This is a genomic window from Thermoanaerobacterium sp. RBIITD, from assembly GCF_900205865.1.
GTDB lineage: Bacteria > Bacillota > Thermoanaerobacteria > Thermoanaerobacterales > Thermoanaerobacteraceae > Thermoanaerobacterium.
The window spans coordinates 2518517-2541714 of the sequence record NZ_LT906662.1; the positions used below are offsets into that span (position 1 = coordinate 2518517).

The following is a 23198-nucleotide window of genomic DNA, read 5'->3' on the forward strand; positions in this document are numbered from 1 at the left end:
TGTGATTATAAATAAATAGATACAAATATGAAAGGGGGTAAAAGGCACATACCTCTCTAATTTTTAAAAGATGAGGCTTTTGTGCTGAATCTGGTGAAAAAAGTTATTTACGCTGTTTACGGATCTAACTTATTAGAAGAAAGATTTTTAGCTTATATTAAAGGTGGCTTCTATGAAGGAAAAGAATATAAAGGCTGTACTAATAAAAAAGAACCAATAGATTTAGGTTGGATGTATATTCCCCACAGATTATATTTTGCTAAAAATTCGTCAAGATGGGATAACAAAGGAGTAGCTTTTATAACTCCCAAAAAAAAGAAGAAAATACTAATTTCCATACCATCGTGAGATTATGGAAGGTAACTGAAGAACAATTTAAAGAAATTCAAGAGCAAGAAGGAAAAGCTTGGTATAATATAATAGTAGATTTAGGCGAAAAAGATGGATTTAAAATATTAACAATAACTGGTGACTGGCTAAATGAAATTGATTTACCTTCTTCAAGATATATTGAAATTATCAAAAAAGGTCTAAAGGAGACCACAGAATGGCCAGACGAAGAAATTAAAAATTATCTAAAGAAATTTATAAATAGCTAATTAATATTGTTTGATAAAAAGTCCTATTTAAGAAATACTTTTTGTGATGCTGACATTAATATATAAATATAAACACAATAACTAAACAATGAAAAACATAAGTCATATAGGTTAAATAGAGTCTATTAGAAATCAAAAAATTGGTGCGTGCAGATGAAGATAATTGCAAATGAAGAAGATAAAAATTTATTGCTTAAGGATATCTTATTAAAAAGGGGTTTTTCGTCGACTCGCATTAGAAGCTATAAACATAGCGGAAAATTTTAGTAAACAATCAAATATCAATGGTAAATAGGATAATCAAAAAAGGGGATATTATTGAGCTTTGCTTAAATGATGAAAATACATCTATAAAGCCAGAGAAAATTGAATTAAATATTTGCTATGAAGATGATGATATTCTTGTTGTAAATAAAGAGGCTGGCGTTGTAGTTCATCCTACAACAGGATATCCCGAAAATACTTTAGCTAATGGGGTAAGCATGGTATTATGCCGAAAATAAGATAAAAACCTCAATAAGGCCGGTTAATAGGCTTGACAAAGATACATCTGGTTTAGTCATTTTTGCAAAAAATCCATTTATGCAAAACTATCTGCAAATAGTATGTCCTATTAAGAAATTATATGTTGCTATAGTCCATGGAAATCTAGAAGAAAAAGGGACAATTGATTTGCCGATATGTAGAAAACCGGGAAGCACCATTGAAAGAATGGTTAGAGATGATGGAGATAAGGCAGTAACAGATTTTTGCGTATTAAGAAGAAGTGAGAAATTAAGTCTTGTTAAATTGGAGATAAAAATAGGTAGAACCCATCAGATAAGAGTTCATTTAAGCCATATAGGACATCCTATCATTGGTGATACACTATATGGCTCAGATGCTTTTTATATAAAAAGGCAGGCACTACATGCATATAGAATCACATTCAATCATCCATTTCTGAATAAGTGTATTTCATATATGCACCTATGCCTGAGGATATGAAAAGCGTTTTAGACTATGCCTTTTAAATCAAAATCAGGTATATAATTTGTCGATGCGCTCTTATCATCCTGTACATATCCGTTTTCTAAACCTATTTCAAAGAAATATTCTATTGCCTCTTCGTATTCTTTTTTGCTTATTTTTTTTGTTTATTTCGGGATATTTATATGCTTCAAAATATGGGATATATTGTCCCATAAGGCTTACATATATTTCTTTAGGGAGATTATCACTTATCCATTTTAAAATTTCTTTTGTTTCATTTAATTTCCCCGGCAATATTAGATGACGTATAATCATTCCTTTTTTCATTATGCCTTCGTTATCAAAGACAGGGTTACCTACCTGACGATACATTTCTAAAATCGCCTTTGTAGCATATTTGAAATAATATGGTGCTCTTGAGTATTTTAAAGCCGTTTCATTACTGTAATATTTTAGATCAGGTAAGTATATATCTATAAGGCCATCTAAGGTTTTTAGAGACTCTATGTTTTCATACGCATTTGAATTGTAGACTATAGGTATATTGAGTCCTTTATTTCTAGCTATGATTATAGACTCTTTTATTTTTGGAATAAATATTGTAGGCGATACAAGATTGATGTTGTGAGCACCTGATTTTTCTAAATTCATAAAAATATCAGCAAGCTTTTCAGGTAAAACATTTATTCCAAAATTTTTTTGGCTGATTTTATAATTTTGGCAGAAAACGCATTTTAAATTACAACCTGTAAAAAATACTGTTCCAGACCCTCTAGTACCGCTTATGCAAGGCTCTTCCCATTTGTGAAGATATGCTTTTGCTACTTTTATATCGTTTGACATTCCGCAGAAGCCCTTCTCTGTACTGCGGTCTACATTACAATTTCGTGGACATATGTTGCAATTTTGTGATATCATATAAAACACCTCAATAAGTATTTTAACACATTAATCAGGAGATAAGTAATTTTGATTTATCGAATTATCTGTTTATGTTACACTAAAAGTCTAAAAGTACCCAAGTATTTCAGTTGAAAAATCTCCCTTTAAGATAGAATTTCTCTCATGAGATAAGATCATGAAGGAATGGTAGAGTTTAATCAATGGGTAAATAAACAAGAAATCATATTACATATATTAATGATGGTAAATTTCAAAGACAGATATCTAGAGAAACTAGTGTTGATAGGCTATTATCTATTATACATATATTTTACCAACAAAATGAATTGATAATGTGTCTATAGATTGTATTAGTTCAGATTAAGGAGGTACAAAATTGTATGACGAAAAACAAAAACATGATGATGAATTTATAAAAATATATATGAAGTACAAAACACCTGTGTATTTTTATCTTTTATCTATCCTGAAAGATGCTGGACTTTCAGAAGACATCATGCAAGAAACATTCATAAGAGTGAGAACAAACGTCTATAAATATGGCTCTATTAATAATTTACGAACATGGATAATGAAAATTGCTCGGAATCTTGCTTTAAATTGTTTGCGGGATAGAAAGTTTGAATTATTAAATTATGAAGAAATAAACGCTAATGTTGAAGAAGCTGTAAATGTTGATGAGTTTGTGACGGATTCTATAATGATAAATGATGTGCTGAATTATCTCAGTAATGATGAGAGAGAAATATTTTCGCTACATGTCTTTGGATGTTATACACATAGAGAAATCAGTGAGATTTTGAATATTCCACAAGGTACTGTACGGTGGAAATATTCCATAATCAAGAAAAAACTTCGTAAATTATTAAAAAAATATTAGGAGATGATATCATGAAGTTGTATAACCTTTATAAGGAGTGTCGCAAGTATGCTAATGAGCATACGCCTGATGTATTAGAAAAGGTATTGAAAGCACCTTTAAACGAAAATACAGAAAATACAAGCGTAGAGTGTCAAAAAAGATCAGTATGGAATTATTTATTGACATCATTCATAGCAGCAGCTATTTTAATGTCTTTGTCAATAATATTTGTTAATATACATTTTTGGGGATCAAATAGGGAAAATGGAATAGTTCCTAAGGTTACTTTAAGTACATCGTATAATATTGTCTATGCTATGCAAAAAACTTATGACAATATTAAAACTATTGTAATTGAGGGCAAAGAAATATCAAAAAACATGAAGACAAATGTGGTTTTATCTAATAATTCCTGGAAAGAAATATATGCTGGCCCATTAAACTATCGATATGAAACGCCTGATTTTATAAGAGTCGTAAATGGTGATAAGTCATGGAATTATTATAAAGACTTGAATCGGATTGAAATAATTCCTTCAGATCCATCTGGCTCACCTTTCTTAGCCCTTAAATCAAAAATAGATGATATAGCAAAAAATGATAGTTATAAATTGGTAGGCAGCGAAAAAATAGATGGAATTGATACCAATGTAATTGAAGTGAGATCAGGTAATTCTAAGAATGATAGCTGGGTAGACACTTATTGGATAGATAAAAAGACAAATTTCATTTTAAAACAAGAAACTCTCCATAACGATATTAAAACTGTAATAACGTATAAGACAGATTTTGCTTCTGACATTGACGAGGAAAGTTTAAAACCTAATTTTCCTTCAAACGTTCCTGTAATTGATAGATTAACCGAGTTTGATATTTTTCATTCGATTAATGATGCACAAAAGGCTGTTAATTTTGATATAATTGTACCAGATAAGATTCCTAAAGGTTTTAAGCTATTTGAGGTACGGAAATATAAAAATGAAAATGCTATTGAGCTTGACTACTACAACGAGGATTTTACAAAATTTATATTTATACAAGAATACCATAAAGATAAGACAACTGTAAATATTATGTCAAATTTAAATGACGACGTATTAAAACGATTGAAGGATGATTTGAAATCAAAATACAAAAATATTGTTATTAATATGAATTAAATAATAGGTATCACCCCATATTGCAACTGGACCGGCATTATATCTTTTTACAAGATGATCTGAAATTATATTTCCGAAAATCCCGTCGGCAGTTATATTGTCCCAGGTCTGAAAAGACATTAAATCACTTTTAGTTTCTGGTCCAAATATGCCATCTGTTTCGCAATGACAGCTTGAAATTAAATAGTATCTGCCGACGGCATTTAATGCATATTGTAATCTGTACACATCTAGTCCAGCATCGCCTTGAGATAATATACGTGTGAAAGGATACGTCATTTTTTCACCTCGCTTTTATTATTTTTTAAAAGGAATTCATCGGCCGATTTACCCTTCTATATAGAAAAGAGTGTTTTATTTTTAAAATACAACCTTTGCTAAATATGTTTTTAAAATTTAATTTTTTTTAATCATTTTTAATGTTTATGTAATATTTTACAGTTCAATTAGATGTATAATAATGTTAAAAGTTTTAGGGAGGATGTGAATATGAAAAGATTTTTAGTTTACCTTTTGATTTTAGCTTTATTTTTAACTGGTTGTGGAATTGGTACAAAACAAAGCAATACAATTAGTCAAAATACAATGTCTAATAATTTTTCAAAAGCAAATAAATCTGATATTAGGTGGAAATGGTCTTTTAAAAATGACCAAAATACATTAGAGAATTTGCAGATTTTCAAGTCAACAGATAAAGGTAACTCATGGATTGAAGTAAATTTACCTATAAACACTTTTCCAAAAGATGCATATAGTGACGTTTATGTAGAAAATGTTGTCCCATATTTTTTAGACTCTGATAATGGTTGGATTTCATGGATAAATAATAATGATACAGCATTGTATATTCTTAAAACAACAGATGGAGGTAAAACGTGGAGCAAATTAAGTTATAAACTTCCGCAGTTAGCACAAAGCATCTCGAAAATCCAATTTGTAACATCAAATATAGGCTGGCTTTTAGCTGTATCTGATGCAGCAGCCGGGCAACAAATAAAATATTTATTCAAAACGATTGACGGTGGAAAGACATGGGAAAAGGTCAATGTTACAACGACAGGATCTTATTCAGGCTTACCCGATATAGGAACATCGACTGATATGATATTTTATGGTGAAGATAATGGATGGATAGGTGTTTCAAATCCGATATCAGCGGATGTAATCTTGTACAAAACAGGTGATGGAGGCAATACGTGGAGTAAAGTTTCAGTTCCTACACCACAAGGCTATGAAAAGTATTGTATCGTGTCGGCTTCAGTACCTGTATTTAAAGACGATAAAAATGGAACATTAAATATCGATTTTTATAGAACAGACAATGGTAAATCTGAAAATCATACTGTAACTTATGTGACAAATGATGGAGGAAATTCTTGGTCAACAAATGTATACGCGGGTGATGAAAATAAACATATATTTGTAAAATTAAACACAAAAGGTGAGATTAAAAAATTTGATTTGACAGATTATGTAATAATGAAAGATTACAAGATTACAAGTATTGCTGATGTAAAATCTGTATCTCTGTCTTATGACAACAAATTCATATATGTTAATTTTAATTTGCCTGAAGATACTGATAGTATAATAATTCAGGTTAATGATGGAAAGTTTATTAAATTTGGTGATAGATATGGAGGCGCGACTAATGGGGTTTGGTCTCCTAACCATGATGAATTAGCTTTTACATCCGGTACTATAGGTAAAGGTGGAGTATATTTGTACGATGCTGAAAATAATGTTTATAAAAATTTTCATGTTCCTTATCTTAATATTGCGAAAATTTTTTGGAATAGCGATGGTGATCGCATTGCTTTTATAGGCGAAAAGAATAGTGATTTTGAATTATGTACTATTGATTTAAAAAACGGCAAATATTCAGTTATCAATAAATTAAAACCCGAAGATATAAAATCATTTAGCGAGAAATCTATTATATGGAAGTAAAGGCAGGTTGCCCTGCTCGTCGCGATATAATATTGTTAAAAGTTTCAAGAGGGAGGAAGATTACATGAAAAGATTTTTTATCGCTTTGTTGGTTTTAACAATATTCTTAAGTGGGTGTGGAAGTATTAATAATACAAATATTCACTCAAAAGATAACTCTTTAAACAATAAAGCAAAAGCAGAAATTAACTCAACTTCAAAAATTAATTCGAAAGAAGCAGATTTGCAAAAGTCTAAAATAGATAATAGTAATATTTATGATGTTTTAAAAACAATTAAACCTCAAATACAGAAAGTTACGAATGTGCCAGTTATATTGCCAACCTATGTGCCAACAATTGAAACACTTAATTTTCTTGGCTCTTCTGTTAGAAATAATAAATACTATGCCATTAAATATGAAGCTAATAAAGATTATTATTTTATCGCTATAGATACTATAAATGCGATTATTCCTATTAACGATGAACGTTTAACTTATGTTCCGGTCGGTTTAGACCCTCTCACATTTTTTTTGCTTTCGGCTGGTGAAAACAAATTTAAAGATGAGATTAAATATCCAATAATTAAACCTAATAAATCATTTAAAAAGGTAGTAATTGACGGTGTAGAATTTTTAACAGGCGAAAATTTTCCTGGACAGTTAGCATATACAAAATATAATAATTGGGATATTTATATACGGGGTTATGATAATAATGATATGATAAAAGAAGTTAAAAGTTATTTGTCATATTTTCGATTATTTAAAAGTGATATAAAAGAAGGAGAAATTTTTATTGAAAATAACTCTTTCCAATACATAAAATGGACATCAAAAATAGGTTACAATTATTGGTTATATCCACATGCCAGTAATATGGACGTGATCAAAATGTTTAATAGTTTATTTTAATGAAAATATTCAATAGATCTTACTTATTTTTCAGATCTATTGAATATTTTTTTAATTAGATCCTAAATCCGCCGTAATTGCCAGGTGAACGGTCTTTATCTACTTCTACATTACATAATTTAACAGGATTTGACTTCGTACTGATTTCGTATTGATAAATATTATATCCTGGATAAATATTTCCATTGCTCCATGAAGATGTTTGCCAAACATAAGAAACTCCCCACTTACCTTTTATATAGTTAACAACTGCATAACCTCCATACACACCAATATACCATTTGCTTCCGCCATTCATTTTTTCATATTGTTGCATCGCATCACCTACACCATGGAAATAATTATTTATGTTGGGTAAATCATTGCTTGCATCGTAATCAACAGCAAAATATATAGCACTATTGTATGGCTGTCCTACTTCTCCTGCTCTGGAAACTGCATCAAGGCAATCATTATAGCCTTGGTTATAAGTAAAATAGCTTGCATATGTCGGATTCGTTTCATAAACAGTTACTATATCAATCCCGTTACTAGATATTGTTTTTGCTTCACTTTGTGTCAAATTTTTTGTATTATTGCTAGTAGCATAATATCTGCATATAAATTTTATTCCATTTTGTGCAAAGCAACTAACAGTGTTAGCTGGAACTGCATACATATAATCTACACCTTCTACACTCATCATTTTCACCTCATTTCGTTAGTTTTTTAAGAAGGATTTTATCGGCCGATTTACCCTTCTATATATGAAAGAGTGCTTTATATTGAATTTAACAACCAATTCTCAATGATTTTTTTCTAAAAACTTTCTCATTTTTTCTAAAGCTTTCTTTTTTGTCTTGCTTACCGCTTGCTGTGATATATTCAATTTGGCTGCTATATCTGTTTCTTTTTTTCCATATATGATTGTCTCCAGTATTATCTTTTTTTTGTAATGGTGTAAGCTTATTCAAAGCCTCTTGTACAAAGATTTTATTCTCTATATTTTCATATTCAAAATTATCAACTATAATTTCTTTATCATCAAGAATAAAAAATTCATTTTCTTTTATTTTTACATTCTTTTTTGAAAGTCTTATATATTCGTTTTTCATGCCTTCAGCTATATAAGCTATAATTTTATTGTCATCAAAATTTATCATTTTTCTCACCTTTTTTATACTTTTTAACAGTTTTTACAAGCCATAAAATTATGTCTTCTTCCGCACCGTCATAGCCCAATTTTCTTTTATATTTATTTATCAAAGGCTTAAATCTCTGAATTAGTTCCAATAGTGCATCTTTATCCCCTGTATTTATATCGTTAATCAACTCTTTTAGACTTTTTTCCATTTTCACTATTAATAGTATGATAAGTACCTATAGCCGATGATGCAGCCAATATAGAATTTAATAAATACAGGGGAATATCCTTAAAAGAAAATTTACCAGTTACAGCAGATACAAATATAATGATGGAGAATGAGATAATAAGGACAAGCAGCTGTGTTGGAATTTTCTTTATTAATTTTAACTTTTTTATGAATTGGACTATGAGGATTGTTGCTGCAATATTACCTGCCAACGTGCTAAGAGATGTATAATTGAAAAACTCTTGCAACTTCAACACCTCCATTAAAGGAAAAATTTTAAAATTATCTATTTTCCTTTTATCTATTAAAGAGTGCCTATATATAAAAAATACAACCCATTAATTGTAGTTTTTAGGAAAAACAATCATATAAGTAAGAAAGTAAAAACAGGGCTTAATAATTTATTTGCCCTGTTCCCCATAATTTTAAAATCAAAATCTATTATTTTGTGCATATTATAGCATAATTTTAAATTAATGTAATTTATTTTAATAATTTTTAATCATTTGTAATATTTGCGTAATAAATAATGAAACGATTAGTTGTATAATATTGTTAAGAATTTTAAGTGGGAGGAAGATTACATGAAAAGATTTTTTATCGTTTTGTTGGTTTTGACAATATTTTTAAGTGGGTGTGGAAGTAAAACAAGTAATGTTATAAAGAATAAAATTGCTAAGCAAACATATGATTTTCAGTATATTAAAATGACGACACAATACAACGGTTGGGCTTTAGGGAAAAATAAAATTTATATTACTAGCGATAGGGGTAAGACATGGATTGATGTATCACCTGCCAATAAAAATAACATTTTTTCATGGTACTTTTTAAACGAAAATTATTCTTGGGTGCTTTATTCAGATGGAACTTTATATGAGACCAGAAATAAAGGTAAAAGTTGGGTTGGTTCGAAAGTTCCTTTTACAATGGGTAAATTATTTTTTCTTCAAAAGAAAGATGGATTAAGTGGTTGGATGTTAAAAGAATATGGGCCGGCATCTGGAGATAGTCCTGTTGACGTGTATAAATTAATAGATAGCAAATGGATTCTAATCAGCAAAGGGGAAATTCCAAATAATTCGTTAAAAGATGATAATTCAATTTCATTTGAAGGAGAAAAGATATCTTTCATCTTTTTATCTGATGCTAAGACTGGTTTTATTACAGTAGAGTATCGTATACCAGGGAAATATGGATTGTACCTAAGCAGTGATAGTGGTTATACATGGAATAAAAAAGACATACCATTACTTTCGGAATTCAAAGATGATAGCATATTATTTTATTCTCCTAAATTTTTTGATTATGAAAAAGAAACTATCGTAATTTTACCAGTTTGTATTTACGATATTAAGCATAACGACTACCGAATAATTTTTATGGACAGTAGTGATAATGGTTCAACATGGAAAGAAGTATCGTCATTTTCAACGAAAGAAAAACCGATTGAGATAAATTTAGTAAATAAAATTAATTGGAATGTTTTAATAAATAATGTATTATTTATCACAAATAACAACGGTAAAACGTGGAATAAAGTTAATCTCCCTAAGAATACAGTACAAATACAATTTATAGATTCTAAAAATGGATGGGCTTTAGTTAAATCACAATTGGGTACAAATTTATATTACAGTAAAAATGGTGGATTTTCATGGGAAAATCTTTTTTAAAAGAAGAAGAGAAGGCACTAAGTCTATTATAAAGCCTTCTCTTCTTTGGTAATTATAATTTCCATCCACCAGCTGCATTATTTGATGTGTCTAAATCTACATTTATCGAACAAAGTGATTGATTTGAAGCTGTCTGTCTTAAATGATATCCTGACTATGGATTTGCATTTCTGCCACCACTCCAACCCGGTGCATATGCTTGGAAAAAGTAAGATGCAATTCCTTGATCTTTGCACCATGTTAGTACATCATAACTTCCATAAACACCAATTTTATAATGTACAACTTGTTCGCCAGCCTTTTGGCGTTCGTAAATATACTGAAGGTATCCATCATTAATTCCTTTAAAATAATCCAAAATACTTTGCTTTTGGGTCGTAGTAGCATCAAAATCAACTGCAAAGTATATAGGAGTATCAGCACTTTGCTCTAAATCAGCGGCATAATTGAATGCATTATCTCCATCTAATTTTCCCTGATTATACGTAAAATAACTAGGACTATTGGCAGGACCATCCTCCCATATAGATACGATATATAACCCTGCCGAAGAGATTTTTTGTACTTCATTTGCTGTTAAAGCTTTCCATGTATTTGTAACTGCAAAGTAACGTCCTATAAAGGTCTTACCTTGATTTTTTAAACATGTTAAAACGTTTGATACATTTGTTGCTGTATGAATTCCATTACCCATTTTTTTTACCTCACTTTCGTTAGTTTTTTAAGAAGGATTTTATCGGCCGATTTACCCTTCTATATTATAAAAGAGTGTTTTATTTTTAAAATACAACCTTTGCTAAAAAATTCTAATTCAATTTGGCTAGAAATTTAATTGTTTTTTAATCATTTTTAATATTTATGTAATAATTAACAAATTGATTAGATGTATAATATTGTTAAAAGGTTACGGGGAGGATGATCGATCACATGAAAAGATTTTTAGTCGGTTTATTGGTTTTGACATTATTCTTGAGTGGATGCGGAAGCAAAACGAGTGAAGATAGCAGTAGTAAATTGCAAACAATTCAAACTTCAAATACTGCAAAAAATAATAGTGATAGTATAGGCGCGCCACACATTAATCAATATGTTCCACAGTTAATTACATATAATGGAAATCATATATCTGCTTGGGTGAATCAATTCTTATTTGTTGAAAATGGTGACTTAAAAGAAAGCTATAATAATGATAAAAGTTATATAAAACTTAGTTATGTAAAAGATAATACCATAAAAACTATTGATTTAACTTCATACGCATTAAAGTACGATTTGTTTAATGGTATTGACTATATAACTGCTTCTGCATCAGGTAAATATATTGTTTTAGAGTTTTCATCAGACGTTCCAATTAGTATTATTGTTGATACTTATACAAGTAAAAGCAGTATACTGTGGTATGATGAGTCAAAAAAAGAAAGCATGATGAGAATTTCATTTAACCCCAATAATGATGAAGAGTTTGCTTTTTTGCCGTCAGCAGAAATAAATGGGCTTAATGGCAGTCATTCTTTAAAACTTTATGAAATAAAAACTCATAAGATAAATACAGTAGGTGAAATTTCAGAGAAAGATATATCAATGCAAAATTCAATGATACAATGGGGAAAAAACACAATCAGTGTCATTTCACTGGATAAAAACAAAATATTTAATTTTACTTATAATAATAAATAATAATTAAAAAAGGACAAATATATCTCTCAACATATTTTCCTAATGTTAATGTCAGTTGTATAATATTGTTAAAAGTTTTAGGAGGGGTTATTGCTTATGAAAAAATTTTTACTCATTTTATTAATTTCGTTATTACTTTTAAGCGGGTGTAAAAATAATAAAGGCAATAATATTAAAGATTCGATAAGCACTATCTCAAATGTATATACAGTTCAGGAAAATAAACATATATTTGTAAAATTGAACTCAGAAGGTAAGACTAAAAAATTTGATTTAACAGATTATGGAATAATGAAAGATTACAAAATTACAATGATTGCTGATGTAAAATCTGTATCTCTGTCATATGACAACAAATTCATATATGTTAATTTTAATTTACCTGAAGATACTGATAGTATAATAATTCAGGTTAATGATGGAAAGTTTATTAAATTTGGTGACAGATATGGAGGCGCGACTAATGGGGTTTGGTCTCCTAACCATGATGAATTAGCTTTTACATCCGGTACTATAGGTAAAGGTGGAGTATATTTATACGATGCTGAAAATAAAGTTTATAAAAATTTTCATGTTCCTTATTTTAATATTGTGAAAATTTTTTGGAATAGTGATGGTGATCACATTGCTTTTATAGGCGAAAAGAATAGTGATTTTGAACTATGTACTATTGATTTAAAAAATGGCAAATATTCAGTTCTCAATAAATTAAATCCCGAAGATATAAAATCATTTAGCGAGAAATCTATTATATGGAAGTAAAGGCAGGTTGCCCTGCCTTTTGCAATTATAGACTATTATTTACGTATAAAACACCTAATCCTTCTATAGATATACTTTTTATTTTTGCAATTAATGCTTGTTGATTATTATTTGATAGTCTTATACATCCATATGTTGGCCTCAAAGGATACCATATATCATTTGCATTTGTATCTGGATCTCCACCATGAATAAGAAAACCACTTCTACCATTATTAGCAGCTAACAGAGCATTACCACCAACTGGATCTAATTCTATTACAGGATTAGGTCCATATGTTTATGTTACACTAAAAGAAATTCAATAAAATTCACTTGTATCACCTTTTCTATACATTATATACAAAAATTATAAAGCAATTATAGAAAAAAAGTAAACTATGTGGCAAAGAAAATATGTGCGTTTTAGTTTATTTATAAAGCTTGCAATACAGAATAATATATATATATGTATTTAATTATATGTGTTTAATTTTTATGGAAGTAGAGTGAATGAAAAGTGAATGGTGATATTGATTTAAAAGAAGTCGGAATGCGTATAAGAGAAGAAAGAGAGCGAATAGGATTAACAAGAGAGCAGTTTGCAGAAGCGGTTGGAGTCTCTGCTATGTATATTGGACACATAAGAGCGTGCTCAACGTGTGATGAGCTTAAAGACATTTGTGCGGATTGCAAAAAGCCTTCATGTATCAGCTGATTATCTTTTATTCGGAAAGATGAAGTGGAAAATGAAAATAGCGAGTAAAAAGAGGACGTATTAATAGAGCTGCTTAATAAATGTACGGATAGAGAACGTAAAATTGCTGAAGAGGTTTTAAAACTTTTTGTAACGTATGTAAAATAGGTAAGATGCAATTGATATAGCATCTTATTTTTTTACTTACAGTTTCTTAACCGATACTTTTTCTCCGTAGTCTTATCCATAGATTTAACAAAAAATAAATTATTTGGGAATAAAAAAACAGTGAAAAGTATTTTTAATTTGGTATTTTATTTTCACTGCTAAATTTTGATGCTATAATAGAAAAGTGCATCGGATTATAAAAGAGAAAAGCCCCAAAAAACCGCATCGGATCAACGATTTTTCGAGGCGTTTATGGATTATTTCATTATACACAAATAACAAATATTTATGCAATTTTAGAAAAATAATTTTTGGTGCCGCTGGTCGGATTCGAACCGACACGTCCAGAGGACACTTGATTTTGAGTCAAGCAAGTCTGCCAATTCCATCACAGCGGCATATAAGGAAGTTTAAAAGACCTAATAAATATTAAATTATGTGTATAACCACATTATGCCATTAATTAGTGGATTTTGAGTCCAGCGCGTCTGCCAGTTTTACCACTTCGGCACGTCACATAAAATATATTAACATATTAAAAATGAAATTTCAATATCTAATTTACTGTAATTGTAATTATTCTGTGATAATGTCATATTGAATTTATTCTGATAAAATGTCATATATGAGAGAAGGAGATATTCAATATAACTCAAAAAGAAATAACTCGTCTTAGAGTTATCAATCAAACTATTGATAAAGTCATAATCATCAGAGAAGCTGCTGAGCTTCTGGGCTTCAGTGAACGCCAAGTAATTAGGTTAAAAGGAGGGGTTTTAAAAGATGGTCCTGCGTTCATAATTCATAAAAATAGAGGTAGGAAGCCTCAGCACGCTCTTTTGGATGAAATCAGAACTAGAATTGTTGAATTAAAGCAATCGAGGCTAATTTCATGCATTTTTCTGAGCTGCTTGAGGAACATGAAAATATTAAACTGAGTTATTCAACAATATATAGGGTCCTGACTCAAGAGGGTATTAAAAGCACTAAAAAACATCGTAAGCGTAAATCTCATCATCGAAGAAAGAGAAAACCTCAAAAGGGAATGCTGGTTCAGATTGATGCTTCTCCTCATGAGTATATCATAGGAGGTAAATCATTTACTCTTCATGAGGCAATAGATGATGCTACCGGTGAAATTCTTGCTCTTTTCTTCGCTCCAAACGAGTGTATGGAAGGGTATTTTGAAATTATAAGGCAAATAGTTAGCAAATATGTTGTCCCTATGAGTATATATTGTGACCGTCACTCTATTTTTGTCTCTCCTAATAGTGGTAAACTATCTATAGAAGTGCAATTAGAGGGAAAGACAGTTAATCTTACTCAGTTCGAAAGAGCCATGGGAGAGCTTGGAATCAATATTATTAAGGCCAATTCTCCACAAGTTAAAGGCCGCATTGAAAAGCTATGGGATACGCTTCAAAACAGGCTTCCTGTCGAGTTTAAGATTCATGGGATTGACACTATGGAAGCTGCTAATGCCTTTTTATCGCAATTTATTGTTGCTTATGATGAAAAGTTTGGTGTTGAACCTGAAAATCCCGAGTCTGCTTTTAGGCCACTTGATTCTAATATTAACCTTGATTATATTTTATGCGTAAAGGAGGAACGTACTATCATCGAAGGGTCTGCTTTTTCTTACAAGGGTAAGTATTATCAACTTATCAAGAATGGTAAAAAAGGCTCCAGCTATGCCCAAAGCTAAACTTACTGTTTTAAGTAAGCAGTTCTAAAATAGGCTTAAAAAGCTTTGTGTGCTGATGTTATATTGATACTTTGCTTCTTGATGAACGTCCGAAAAAAGAATCTTTAAAATCATCTAAAGAGAAAGCTGTAAAACGGACTATAGTAAAGCCAAGTGCTGATCCCCCATGGCGACAAACACAAAAGAAGAAGCCCAATTGCGCGTATGAAGAAAGCGATCGTAAGATCGTTGAAATGCTTAATCAGCTTTTCAATTCTACGCGTGCATGGGCATAGAAAAATATTGTCATATATTATGATACTCGCTTTGATGGTATTTATCAAGGCTTAATTTCCTATGCCTTTTTAAGGCTTTTCTTTTAAAGATATGTATAGAATAAATTGCATGTTTTTATGTCTATAGATTACAAGACATAACATTCTATACATAGTATGTCTACAATTAACGCGTGCTTTAAAAGGCTTCTTCGACAATTTTATATTATTATCAATTTAAAATCTTTTGCTACAATTTTACTTCGTTTTAAGAAAAAATTTGTTACCATCACTGAAACATAAAAGCATATTTAAACATGGACATTTTTACTGAATAAATTTGCTCTTTTTTAGGTGACATTTTCACAGACTATTGACATATCTTTCCTTCAATGTATCTAATTTGTCAAGAACACTTTAGATGTATTTGAACGCTATCACATCTTCTTGATAATCTAATTCTTTCTTATATTTATTAATTTTATAATTCCGCCATAAATGAGAGAAAATCCAATTATAGCTGGTACTGCAAATGAAATAATATTTAATACATCAGTATTATTAATTATCTCAATTATTGTAGGTATTACTATTATCAAGCCAATAATCAATTGCATAATAGGATATTTGCTGATTCCTTTTATTGGCTTTGAAATCCGTCCTGTTCCGATATAATAGCCGGGATTGTACTGGTTTTCTTCCCATTCTTTCAAGTCATTTAATTGCTTCTCAAATTCATCGTTTTTATTCGACTCATTGCTTTTTTTCATAAAAAAACACCTCTATTCATGGAATGTATTGAAACATTCTAACTTTAGAATTATTATACAACTTTAAAAAATGCAATTCCAGTATTTACTGGAATTGCATCAACATATTACAAGTTATTGTCTAATATCTCGACTTTATAACTATTTCTTAATGTATTTTTGTATTGATCAAAGTATTTATTAATTTTATCAATATCCTTTCTATCATTTTCCGGCAACGTAGATATAATTTTATTTTTTAATTTTGCAACTGTTAAAACTCGTTGATAATCTTTTATTGACTGATTCCAATATTCATCTTCAGACATTCCTAATCCTTTAATATATTCTTTGAAATTATTGATATCATCAATAGCTTCTTTCTGATTGGCACATTTTAATTTCCCGCTTATAATAGCATTCATAGTATCTCTTGTGTTTTCCATAAACTTTTTAGCTTCATCATAACTAATACTTAAACCTTCTTTTTGTGCTTCTTCATATAAAATATCGTTATTGATTAAATCATTTAACACATCCTCTTTAGTAAGACTTTGAGTTGAAAGAATATTATTGCTGCTTTGCAATTCAGATGCATTTTCATTTAAAATGTCATTTTGAAATTTTTTGAACAGCATTTGTGTTTCAACATCTCTTTTTGTTATTTCCATATCTCCAACTTTTGCTACTACAACAGTGCTGTCATTTTTCAATTTTGAAATATTGTTGCCAAGCAAAAACCATGAATTTGAACTTTGTGCTACTAATATTGATGCAACTAATAATGCCATAATTGTTGTCAGTATAATTATAATATTTTTCTTTTTAATCATCTTTCTACCTCTTAAATGAATCAAATTTGGATAACTGCATTATTTTGTCTTGAGAGCATGCTAATATATTTCATTGTATCGCTTTTATAATAATTATAAGCTACAACTAAATAAATGCCAAATATTAAGCGTTTCTGGTGCTATAACTTCTATCTGCCCATTTTCACTCCATGTATCAGCTAATACATCGAAGGATAAACGATCGTAGTTATCACCACTAACACAGATGTCATCTTTCTTTATCAATTGCATTATTAAAAATTTTTTTATTCGGATTGATATTCATTTGCAATGATTCTCCATATGATAGTGTTAATTCTGTGCATCCTTTTTTTATCACAATTTTGCTTATCATATTTATCATACACCACCTAAATTCAACCATTACATACTTAAAGCTTATATTCTACAAAAACTTAGAAATTCCTCCTTCATTTTATGGGGGTCAGAGATTTCGCACTTAAAAAAGTTTATGAGGCAATAGCCTGTTGATTTATAAGGATTTACGAATAGTCAATGGGAATATGATAATTTCCGATTTTTACTGGAAATTATAGAGAAAAATTTGCAAAATAAAAGCATCCTTTTTATAATGGTTTTGTCACAAACTCAATAAAAAGGATGCTGATGAAATGAACAAAAGTTATTTAAAACAAATGCTTACCTACCTTTCTAAGATATACCATCTTGGAGAAAAATCAATACCCTAAAAGATAAAAGTGTAAAATCTTCAGTAAAAATTTCAACAATTACCTTTGTAGTATTGTTTGGATTTATGCTTCAAATTAGAAGCTTTAATAGATTAGAACATTGGCTTGAAAGAGGAAAGCGTTTGATTAATAGGCTATATAAAGAATTTCATCATTTTGCAGATATAATAGTAGCTGACGCTTTATACTGCAAATCTAGTTGGATTAAAGAGGTACTCTCCATAGGAATGGATGCAGTAGTAAGAGTTAAAGATGAAAGACTTCATATTGTAAAAAATGCGTTAGCATTATTTAAATGCCGTAAAGCAAGGAGAATTAATAGAGGGAGGTATAACTATTTTTACGACCTATCGGTCTGTATCATTACCAAATTTTAAAGTAAATATAAAAAATTTAAGTAAAAATAAAATTTCTACTGAATTTTGGTGCGAAATCTCTAAAGTGTTGCATTTAATATTGCAATTTACAGAAACTATATTGTATAATATATAAAAATGCAATAATACTTATTGTTGGAGGAGAATTATGGATAGTATTATGTACGTTTTACGATTCTTATACGTTCTATTTTTATTTATTGTAATTATTAAAATTTTAATGAATATAGCAAATCATATCGGTGAGAGGGTAGGATTTGAAGAGTTTTTCATGCACTTATTACAATTACAAAAAAAGAAAAAATAGATTTCATAGAATTGATAATGTAACCTGCAGTATGAGGTTCCATTATTAATTATTAATGTACAATATCAACATTATTTTAAAGATATTAAAAGCAAGGTTACATTACCATGGATTAATATCTGTTTATTAAATATATGACATATCTCAATTAGTAGTTGAAGTTATAGTATTACTATTTATTTTAACAAGATCAATGTTACTTACTCCTACATACATATCTAATCTAACTTCTGCATTCAATGTTATATAATCCGAATTATATGTTCCTTGCATACTTATAGGAGTTACTTTATATACCATTAAAAAAGAGTCTGTATCTACACTAACAGATGAAGCTCCAACACCTGTCCAGTAAGGTGTTCAAGAAATACCATAATAATCATAATACCCTAAAATTGAATAGGTTAATGAATATCCATCCCCACTATATGTATAATATAATATCTTAGAATAACTAGAAGATACTGTATTATTGGGTAAAATATTAGTTTTTGATATGGAAGATACCCAATATTTGGAGAAACTTTGTTTTTTGGCACTGTAGTTTCTGATAAATTAATTGTACTAGGTTGTGCTTTTGCTTGATTAATAGCTTTTTCTAATTCCCATACAGTATAAACACTTTTTCCCGTTACTTTCGTTCTTTCAAAATTATTGCATCAATACCTAAATATTTGCAAACCTCTAAAATATTATTTTCTGTAATTATAGTATTTGAAGATATTTTTATTACTTTTTCCTTTGACAGAACTTCTGAAGCAAAAACAGAACTAAAAGTTGAAACTGAAAGAAGCATAACAACAAGAAATAATGAAACCAACTTCTTTAACATATTTTACTTTCTCCCCTTTTTGAGTCGCAATACCATTTTGGTATCTAAACAGTATTACTAACTACATTTTTTATTAAACATCCAACGGCCATCTTCTGTTTGATTCCATTATAAACCATATTAATCTATTTGTGAATGAACCAAATTAGGTCATTTAATTGGTATTATTAGTAAATTAGTGAACCCTTTTGGTTCAAAAATCATTTTTAAGTTAATATATTGCCGTCAAAATCTACAATACCGGTTTTTAAAGTATGATAGCTATTCCTATGCCGTTATTCGTATTAAACATATTATAAAGTTTATATGAATGTTATGTGGATAAAAGTTATTTACAAAATTACGTTTTAAGTGGTATAATATTATTAGATGAAAGTTCGAAGCTCGAACTAATTTTTTAAAGATATTTGGTTCGGACTGTGAACTAATTAGGGGGGTGATAGATTGACGCAGTACCGAAAGGGCACTAATTATCTTATCAAAAATATTAACACGGCAAATGTTTTGGATGTCATTAAAAAAATGCAGCCTGTCTCACGAATTAAAATTTCTAAAGTTCTTAATATGAGCAAGTCGACGGTATCTGTGATAGTTGATGAATTAATCAAGGAAGGGCTTGTAAGTGAAGAAGGGTATGGCAAGACGACATCAGCGGGTCGAAAGCCTATAGAGCTTACTTTTAATCCTAATGCGAAGTTTTCAATAGGTATTGATATAGAATCGACAAATACAATTGGAGTGCTTACAAATTTGGAAGGAAAAATAATAAAAAAGATAAAAAGACCGACTGGTGTGAAAGATGAAGCTTTTGATAACGCTGTTGGCATAATTAGAGAACTATTAAATTGTCAAAAAGAAATAACAGGCATAGGAGTTGGAGCTCCTGGCATAACAAATATAGAAAAAGGAACAGTGTACGCACCGGGGCTTTCATGGGTTGATTTTAATCTCCTTCCTAAGTTAAAAGAAGCGTTTGACTATGACATATTTATCGACAACAGCGTTAATTACGCAGCACTAGGCGAGAGATGGGTTGGCTCCTGCAAAGATGTCAATGATTTTGTACTTGTAACAATAGGAAATGGAATAGGTTCTGGAATATACATTAACGGAAAACTAGTAAGAGGGCACAAATATTCGGCGGGAGAAGCTGGATACATGGCTATAGGCAAAGATATCTTTAATAAAAAGTATCTGTATGAAGATTATGGATATTTTGAAAGCAAAGCATCACTTTTAGGTCTTCTCTCGTCTCTAAAAAATTTGTCAAATGGAAAATTTAATACGATGGAAGACTTTATTAATGGCTATTTGGCAAAAGATGAGATTTGCATTAGGGTTTTTAACGAATTTATAGAAAATTTAAGTATGGGTTTTGCTAATATCATCAGCATATTAAATCCGGAGCTTATAGTTATAGCAGGTGATATTATAAATTATGACATTGATATAATAGAAAGCTTAAAAAGACTGATTGAAAGGATAGTTCCTTTTGATGTAAAAATCATATATACAAAGCTAAACGAAGATGCTGCCGCAATAGGTGCATCTGCGTATGTTCTTCTTAAAACTAATTATTTAATTTTAATATAAATATGAAAGGATGAATGTTTATGAAGATAATGATAACAAATGACTATGATGAGATGAGTAGAGCTGCAGCAGAAATCATAAAAGAACAAATAAATAAAAAGGCAAACTCCGTATTAGGTCTTGCTACAGGTTCTACACCTCTTGGGACTTATAGAGAGTTAATTAATATGTACAAGAATGGAGAGATTGATTTTTCGTACGTCATAACTTTCAATCTTGATGAATATGTGGGCTTGCCGGATGATCATCCTCAAAGTTATCACTACTTCATGTACGAAAATTTGTTTAATCATATAAATATAAAAAAGGAAAATATTCATATTCCAAAAGGAATTTCAGATGATTTTGATAGAGATTGTAGATTGTACGATGAAGCGATTGAAAAGTTTGGAGAAATTGATCTTCAAATATTGGGTCTGGGTGTCAATGGACACATAGGATTTAATGAGCCTGATGATTATATAAATACCAAAACTCATATAGTGGAATTGGCGGAAGAAACAATAAATGCTAATAAGAGGTTTTTCAAAAGCATTGATGAAGTTCCCAGAAAGGCAGTTACAATGGGATTAGGCACGATAATGAAGGCGAGGAAGATTATGCTTTTGGCATCCGGAAAAAACAAAGCAAAAGCTATAAAAGAGACTTTGAATGGCTATCTTACAACAGATGTTCCTTCAACAGTGCTGTCATTACATCCTGATGTTACGATTATTATTGATAAAGATGCTGCATCATTAGTTGATGTAGAGAAAGTAAAAGAAAATGATGATATTGTTTTTTTGCTATAAACAATTGTTTATAGCTTTTTATTTGTTTTTATGAATATAATGTAATATAATGAAAATAAACAACCCCCCTATACAGGGGGATAAGGGGGATTTAAGTGTCTTTATTTGCGGCGTTTTTAGGTGGTATTGTTTCGTTCTTTTCACCATGTATTTTACCACTAATACCTGTTTACGTAACATATATTTTTGGCGGGAAAAAGAAAAATTTTTTTAATCTGTTTCTGTTTGTATTAGGTTTCAGCATTGTTTTTATTCTTATGGGTGCGACAGCCAGCCAATTGGGGAAGATTTTTGTTTCATATAAAGTTCTTTTTAGAAAGGCAAGCGGCATAATAATATTATTGTTTGGGCTTTATATGATGGGAGCTATAAGGCCGATGTTTCTTAATAAAGAGGCTAAGCTAAATGTTTCTGGCATGAAAGAAGGATATTTAAGCAGCTTTATTTTTGGTATAACGTTTGCTGCTGGATGGACACCTTGCGTGGGGCCTATTCTCGCGACTATTCTTTTATATGCTGGTACTACAAGTACAGTGTCAGTAGGTGTTATTCTGCTTTTTGCATATTCATTAGGGTTAGGACTGCCGTTCATAGTAGCTGCGATACTTATTGACAGATTTAAATCATTTTACAAAAAAATTAATTCTATTATGCCGTATATAGAAAAAATCGGCGGTTTGATTTTGATAATTTTTGGAATTCTTTTGTATTTTAATTTAATAATAAGACTAGAAAGTTATATCAATATTCTGGGGTGATTTAGCATGAAAAACAATAAGTCTAAGGATATTAAAATATCAGGTAAAAAGAAAAAAAATATTAAATTTGCTGCATCCGTATTTATAATTTTAATATTAGGAACATCAATTTACTTTTTAAATAGCTATGTAATGTCAAACCAATCAAAAAGCAATAGCCAAAATGTTTCCGGCGTGAATACTGCTGATGAAAAAGTACAAGTCGGCACTGAGAAAGGAGATTTAGCACCAGATTTTTCATTAAAAGATATAAACGGCAATACAGTGACTTTGTCAAAGCTAAGAGGCAAAAAAGTTATATTAAATTTCTGGGCTACAACATGTCCATATTGTAAAATTGAAATGCCGGAGTTGAATAAGTTTTATCAAAACAATAAGAAAGATGTCGTGCTATTAGCAATAGATATAGGGGAAGAAAAATCTACAGTTGAAAATTATCTTGAAGGCAAAGGGTATGGTTTTACGATACTTCTAGACAGTGATGCCAAAACTGCTATAAACTATAAAGTTCAATTTATACCTATGTCATTTTTCATTGATGAAAAGGGAATAATAAGATCTATAAGCAATGGTGCAATGACGTATGATGAGATAGAGGAATACTATCAGACGATTTCTCAATAATTACAGAATTTCA

At 29.9% G+C, this 23198-nt stretch carries 26 protein-coding genes, 1 tRNA gene and 2 pseudogenes; 17 read left to right on the forward strand and 12 right to left on the reverse strand.

The genetic code is table 11. The features are described 5' to 3' along the window. Positions 1-81: 81 nt before the first annotated feature. From CPG45_RS12085 to CPG45_RS18250, 3 genes and pseudogenes are all read left to right on the forward strand, one after another. Positions 82-348, forward strand: coding sequence for a hypothetical protein (locus CPG45_RS12085; protein ID WP_096232176.1), 267 nt, complete (start codon positions 82-84; stop codon positions 346-348). Then, entirely contained in the window at positions 345-599 is a 255-nt protein-coding gene (locus CPG45_RS12090) for a hypothetical protein (RefSeq protein WP_096232177.1), read from the forward strand. The genes CPG45_RS12085 and CPG45_RS12090 overlap by 4 nt, the downstream gene beginning before the upstream one ends. Before the next feature lie 153 nt (positions 600-752). Beyond that, positions 753-1612 (forward strand): annotated as a pseudogene (locus CPG45_RS18250) (RluA family pseudouridine synthase). Here CPG45_RS18250 and CPG45_RS12100 read toward each other — a convergent pair. Beyond that, a pseudogene (locus tag CPG45_RS12100) lies at positions 1595-2489 on the reverse strand (radical SAM protein). The pseudogenes CPG45_RS18250 and CPG45_RS12100 sit on opposite strands and share 18 nt — an antisense overlap. Before the next feature lie 361 nt (positions 2490-2850). On the opposite strand from CPG45_RS12100, the gene CPG45_RS12105 reads away from it, so the two are divergent. Then, positions 2851-3354, forward strand: a complete 504-nt coding sequence (locus tag CPG45_RS12105; RefSeq protein WP_096232178.1) for an RNA polymerase sigma factor — start codon at positions 2851-2853, stop codon at positions 3352-3354. Between the two features lie 11 nt (positions 3355-3365). Next, positions 3366-4496 (forward strand): LolA family protein, encoded by a 1131-nt coding sequence (locus tag CPG45_RS12110; protein ID WP_096232179.1) that lies wholly within the window; start codon positions 3366-3368, stop codon positions 4494-4496. Here CPG45_RS12110 and CPG45_RS12115 read toward each other — a convergent pair. Further along, positions 4461-4775 (reverse strand): peptidoglycan-binding domain-containing protein, encoded by a 315-nt coding sequence (locus CPG45_RS12115; RefSeq protein WP_096232180.1) that lies wholly within the window; start codon positions 4773-4775, stop codon positions 4461-4463. The two genes, CPG45_RS12110 and CPG45_RS12115, sit on opposite strands and share 36 nt — an antisense overlap. Positions 4776-4985: 210 nt before the next feature. Between CPG45_RS12115 and CPG45_RS17620 the strand changes: the two genes are divergently transcribed. Together CPG45_RS17620 and CPG45_RS12125 are read left to right on the forward strand one after the other, a co-directional pair. Beyond that, entirely contained in the window at positions 4986-6446 is a 1461-nt protein-coding gene (locus tag CPG45_RS17620; RefSeq protein WP_231968741.1) for a hypothetical protein, read from the forward strand. A gap of 64 nt (positions 6447-6510) precedes the next feature. After that, a complete protein-coding gene (locus CPG45_RS12125) occupies positions 6511-7341 on the forward strand; it encodes a hypothetical protein (protein WP_085111588.1) in 831 nt (276 codons plus the stop codon). A 55-nt stretch (positions 7342-7396) separates the two neighbouring features. On the opposite strand, the gene CPG45_RS12130 is transcribed toward CPG45_RS12125, so the two are convergent. From CPG45_RS12130 to CPG45_RS12145, 4 genes are all read right to left on the reverse strand, one after another. Continuing rightward, positions 7397-8026 (reverse strand): DUF1906 domain-containing protein, encoded by a 630-nt coding sequence (locus CPG45_RS12130; protein ID WP_096232181.1) that lies wholly within the window; start codon positions 8024-8026, stop codon positions 7397-7399. 85 nt (positions 8027-8111) lie between these two features. Then, positions 8112-8483: a hypothetical protein gene (locus CPG45_RS18515; RefSeq protein WP_502695787.1), complete on the reverse strand. Its 372-nt coding sequence runs from the start codon at positions 8481-8483 to the stop codon at positions 8112-8114. After that, complete coding sequence (locus tag CPG45_RS12140; protein WP_231968743.1) at positions 8470-8652, reverse strand: hypothetical protein; 183 nt, start codon at positions 8650-8652, stop codon at positions 8470-8472. Before CPG45_RS12140 ends, CPG45_RS18515 begins: the two co-directional genes overlap by 14 nt. Next, complete coding sequence (locus CPG45_RS12145; protein WP_096232183.1) at positions 8645-8941, reverse strand: hypothetical protein; 297 nt, start codon at positions 8939-8941, stop codon at positions 8645-8647. Before CPG45_RS12145 ends, CPG45_RS12140 begins: the two co-directional genes overlap by 8 nt. 336 nt (positions 8942-9277) lie before the next feature. Between CPG45_RS12145 and CPG45_RS12150 the strand changes: the two genes are divergently transcribed. After that, positions 9278-10369 (forward strand): VPS10 domain-containing protein, encoded by a 1092-nt coding sequence (locus CPG45_RS12150; RefSeq protein ID WP_096232184.1) that lies wholly within the window; start codon positions 9278-9280, stop codon positions 10367-10369. Between the two features lie 154 nt (positions 10370-10523). On the opposite strand, the gene CPG45_RS12155 is transcribed toward CPG45_RS12150, so the two are convergent. Next, complete coding sequence (locus CPG45_RS12155; RefSeq protein WP_197702811.1) at positions 10524-11063, reverse strand: DUF1906 domain-containing protein; 540 nt, start codon at positions 11061-11063, stop codon at positions 10524-10526. Positions 11064-11296: 233 nt separating this feature from the next. On the opposite strand from CPG45_RS12155, the gene CPG45_RS12160 reads away from it, so the two are divergent. The 3 genes from CPG45_RS12160 (at position 11297) to CPG45_RS17630 (ending at position 13505) form a co-directional block, all read left to right on the forward strand. Continuing rightward, the gene (locus tag CPG45_RS12160) at positions 11297-12046 is read left to right on the forward strand and encodes a hypothetical protein (RefSeq protein WP_096232185.1); all 750 of its coding nucleotides are present in this window, start codon (positions 11297-11299) and stop codon (positions 12044-12046) included. Between the two features lie 96 nt (positions 12047-12142). Beyond that, complete coding sequence (locus CPG45_RS12165) at positions 12143-12808, forward strand: TolB family protein (RefSeq protein WP_096232186.1); 666 nt, start codon at positions 12143-12145, stop codon at positions 12806-12808. Positions 12809-13307: 499 nt separating this feature from the next. After that, positions 13308-13505: a helix-turn-helix domain-containing protein gene (locus CPG45_RS17630; RefSeq protein WP_231968745.1), complete on the forward strand. Its 198-nt coding sequence runs from the start codon at positions 13308-13310 to the stop codon at positions 13503-13505. 459 nt (positions 13506-13964) lie between these two features. Here the strand turns inward: CPG45_RS17630 and CPG45_RS12180 are convergent. Continuing rightward, positions 13965-14050, reverse strand: a tRNA-Leu gene (locus CPG45_RS12180). A 494-nt stretch (positions 14051-14544) separates the two neighbouring features. Between CPG45_RS12180 and CPG45_RS17165 the strand changes: the two genes are divergently transcribed. Next, on the forward strand, positions 14545-15357 hold the full coding sequence (locus CPG45_RS17165) for an ISNCY family transposase (RefSeq protein ID WP_197702812.1): 813 nt from the start codon (positions 14545-14547) through the stop codon (positions 15355-15357). A 709-nt stretch (positions 15358-16066) separates the two neighbouring features. Here CPG45_RS17165 and CPG45_RS12190 read toward each other — a convergent pair. The 3 genes from CPG45_RS12190 to CPG45_RS17940 form a co-directional block, all read right to left on the reverse strand. Continuing rightward, on the reverse strand, positions 16067-16381 hold the full coding sequence (locus CPG45_RS12190) for a hypothetical protein (protein ID WP_096232187.1): 315 nt from the start codon (positions 16379-16381) through the stop codon (positions 16067-16069). 107 nt (positions 16382-16488) lie between these two features. Further along, positions 16489-17193 carry a SurA N-terminal domain-containing protein gene (locus CPG45_RS12195; protein ID WP_096232188.1) on the reverse strand — a complete coding sequence of 235 codons (705 nt, stop codon included), beginning with the start codon at positions 17191-17193 and terminating at the stop codon, positions 16489-16491. 229 nt (positions 17194-17422) lie between these two features. Next, positions 17423-17548, reverse strand: a complete 126-nt coding sequence (locus tag CPG45_RS17940) for a hypothetical protein (RefSeq protein ID WP_255405060.1) — start codon at positions 17546-17548, stop codon at positions 17423-17425. Positions 17549-18025: 477 nt separating this feature from the next. Between CPG45_RS17940 and CPG45_RS17635 the strand changes: the two genes are divergently transcribed. Then, positions 18026-18280 (forward strand): hypothetical protein, encoded by a 255-nt coding sequence (locus CPG45_RS17635; RefSeq protein WP_231968746.1) that lies wholly within the window; start codon positions 18026-18028, stop codon positions 18278-18280. Between the two features lie 938 nt (positions 18281-19218). Here CPG45_RS17635 and CPG45_RS12205 read toward each other — a convergent pair. Beyond that, positions 19219-19419 carry a hypothetical protein gene (locus tag CPG45_RS12205; protein WP_096232189.1) on the reverse strand — a complete coding sequence of 67 codons (201 nt, stop codon included), beginning with the start codon at positions 19417-19419 and terminating at the stop codon, positions 19219-19221. A 444-nt stretch (positions 19420-19863) separates the two neighbouring features. Here CPG45_RS12205 and CPG45_RS12210 point away from each other — a divergent pair, with 444 nt between their 5' ends. The 4 genes from CPG45_RS12210 to CPG45_RS12225 all read left to right on the forward strand — a co-directional run bounded on the left by CPG45_RS12210 (position 19864) and on the right by CPG45_RS12225 (position 23185). Then, positions 19864-21012 (forward strand): ROK family transcriptional regulator, encoded by a 1149-nt coding sequence (locus CPG45_RS12210; protein ID WP_096232190.1) that lies wholly within the window; start codon positions 19864-19866, stop codon positions 21010-21012. A gap of 20 nt (positions 21013-21032) precedes the next feature. Further along, complete coding sequence (gene nagB, locus CPG45_RS12215) at positions 21033-21803, forward strand: glucosamine-6-phosphate deaminase (protein WP_096232191.1); 771 nt, start codon at positions 21033-21035, stop codon at positions 21801-21803. 95 nt (positions 21804-21898) lie between these two features. Continuing rightward, positions 21899-22561: a cytochrome c biogenesis CcdA family protein gene (locus tag CPG45_RS12220; protein ID WP_096232192.1), complete on the forward strand. Its 663-nt coding sequence runs from the start codon at positions 21899-21901 to the stop codon at positions 22559-22561. A gap of 6 nt (positions 22562-22567) precedes the next feature. Next, on the forward strand, positions 22568-23185 hold the full coding sequence (locus tag CPG45_RS12225; RefSeq protein WP_096232193.1) for a TlpA family protein disulfide reductase: 618 nt from the start codon (positions 22568-22570) through the stop codon (positions 23183-23185). Positions 23186-23198: the final 13 nt, after the last annotated feature.

Bases quoted from the DNA above. Each gene is read 5' to 3' on its own strand.
- CPG45_RS12130 (WP_096232181.1), bottom strand. From the start codon at position 8,026: ATGATGAGTGTAGAAGGTGTAGATTATATGTATGCAGTTCCAGCTAAC.
- CPG45_RS12110 (WP_096232179.1), top strand. From the start codon at position 3,366: ATGAAGTTGTATAACCTTTATAAGGAGTGTCGCAAGTATGCTAATGAG.
- CPG45_RS17940 (WP_255405060.1), bottom strand. From the start codon at position 17,548: ATGATAAGCAAAATTGTGATAAAAAAAGGATGCACAGAATTAACACTA.
- CPG45_RS17620 (WP_231968741.1), top strand. From the start codon at position 4,986: ATGAAAAGATTTTTAGTTTACCTTTTGATTTTAGCTTTATTTTTAACT.
- CPG45_RS12190 (WP_096232187.1), bottom strand. From the start codon at position 16,381: ATGAAAAAAAGCAATGAGTCGAATAAAAACGATGAATTTGAGAAGCAA.
- CPG45_RS18515 (WP_502695787.1), bottom strand. From the start codon at position 8,483: ATGATAAATTTTGATGACAATAAAATTATAGCTTATATAGCTGAAGGC.
- CPG45_RS12150 (WP_096232184.1), top strand. From the start codon at position 9,278: ATGAAAAGATTTTTTATCGTTTTGTTGGTTTTGACAATATTTTTAAGT.
- CPG45_RS12155 (WP_197702811.1), bottom strand. From the start codon at position 11,063: ATGGGTAATGGAATTCATACAGCAACAAATGTATCAAACGTTTTAACA.
- CPG45_RS12160 (WP_096232185.1), top strand. From the start codon at position 11,297: ATGAAAAGATTTTTAGTCGGTTTATTGGTTTTGACATTATTCTTGAGT.
- nagB (WP_096232191.1), top strand. From the start codon at position 21,033: ATGAAGATAATGATAACAAATGACTATGATGAGATGAGTAGAGCTGCA.
- CPG45_RS12125 (WP_085111588.1), top strand. From the start codon at position 6,511: ATGAAAAGATTTTTTATCGCTTTGTTGGTTTTAACAATATTCTTAAGT.
- CPG45_RS12165 (WP_096232186.1), top strand. From the start codon at position 12,143: ATGAAAAAATTTTTACTCATTTTATTAATTTCGTTATTACTTTTAAGC.
- CPG45_RS12115 (WP_096232180.1), bottom strand. From the start codon at position 4,775: ATGACGTATCCTTTCACACGTATATTATCTCAAGGCGATGCTGGACTA.
- CPG45_RS12225 (WP_096232193.1), top strand. From the start codon at position 22,568: ATGAAAAACAATAAGTCTAAGGATATTAAAATATCAGGTAAAAAGAAA.
- CPG45_RS12195 (WP_096232188.1), bottom strand. From the start codon at position 17,193: ATGATTAAAAAGAAAAATATTATAATTATACTGACAACAATTATGGCA.
- CPG45_RS12205 (WP_096232189.1), bottom strand. From the start codon at position 19,419: ATGTTAAAGAAGTTGGTTTCATTATTTCTTGTTGTTATGCTTCTTTCA.
- CPG45_RS17165 (WP_197702812.1), top strand. From the start codon at position 14,545: ATGCATTTTTCTGAGCTGCTTGAGGAACATGAAAATATTAAACTGAGT.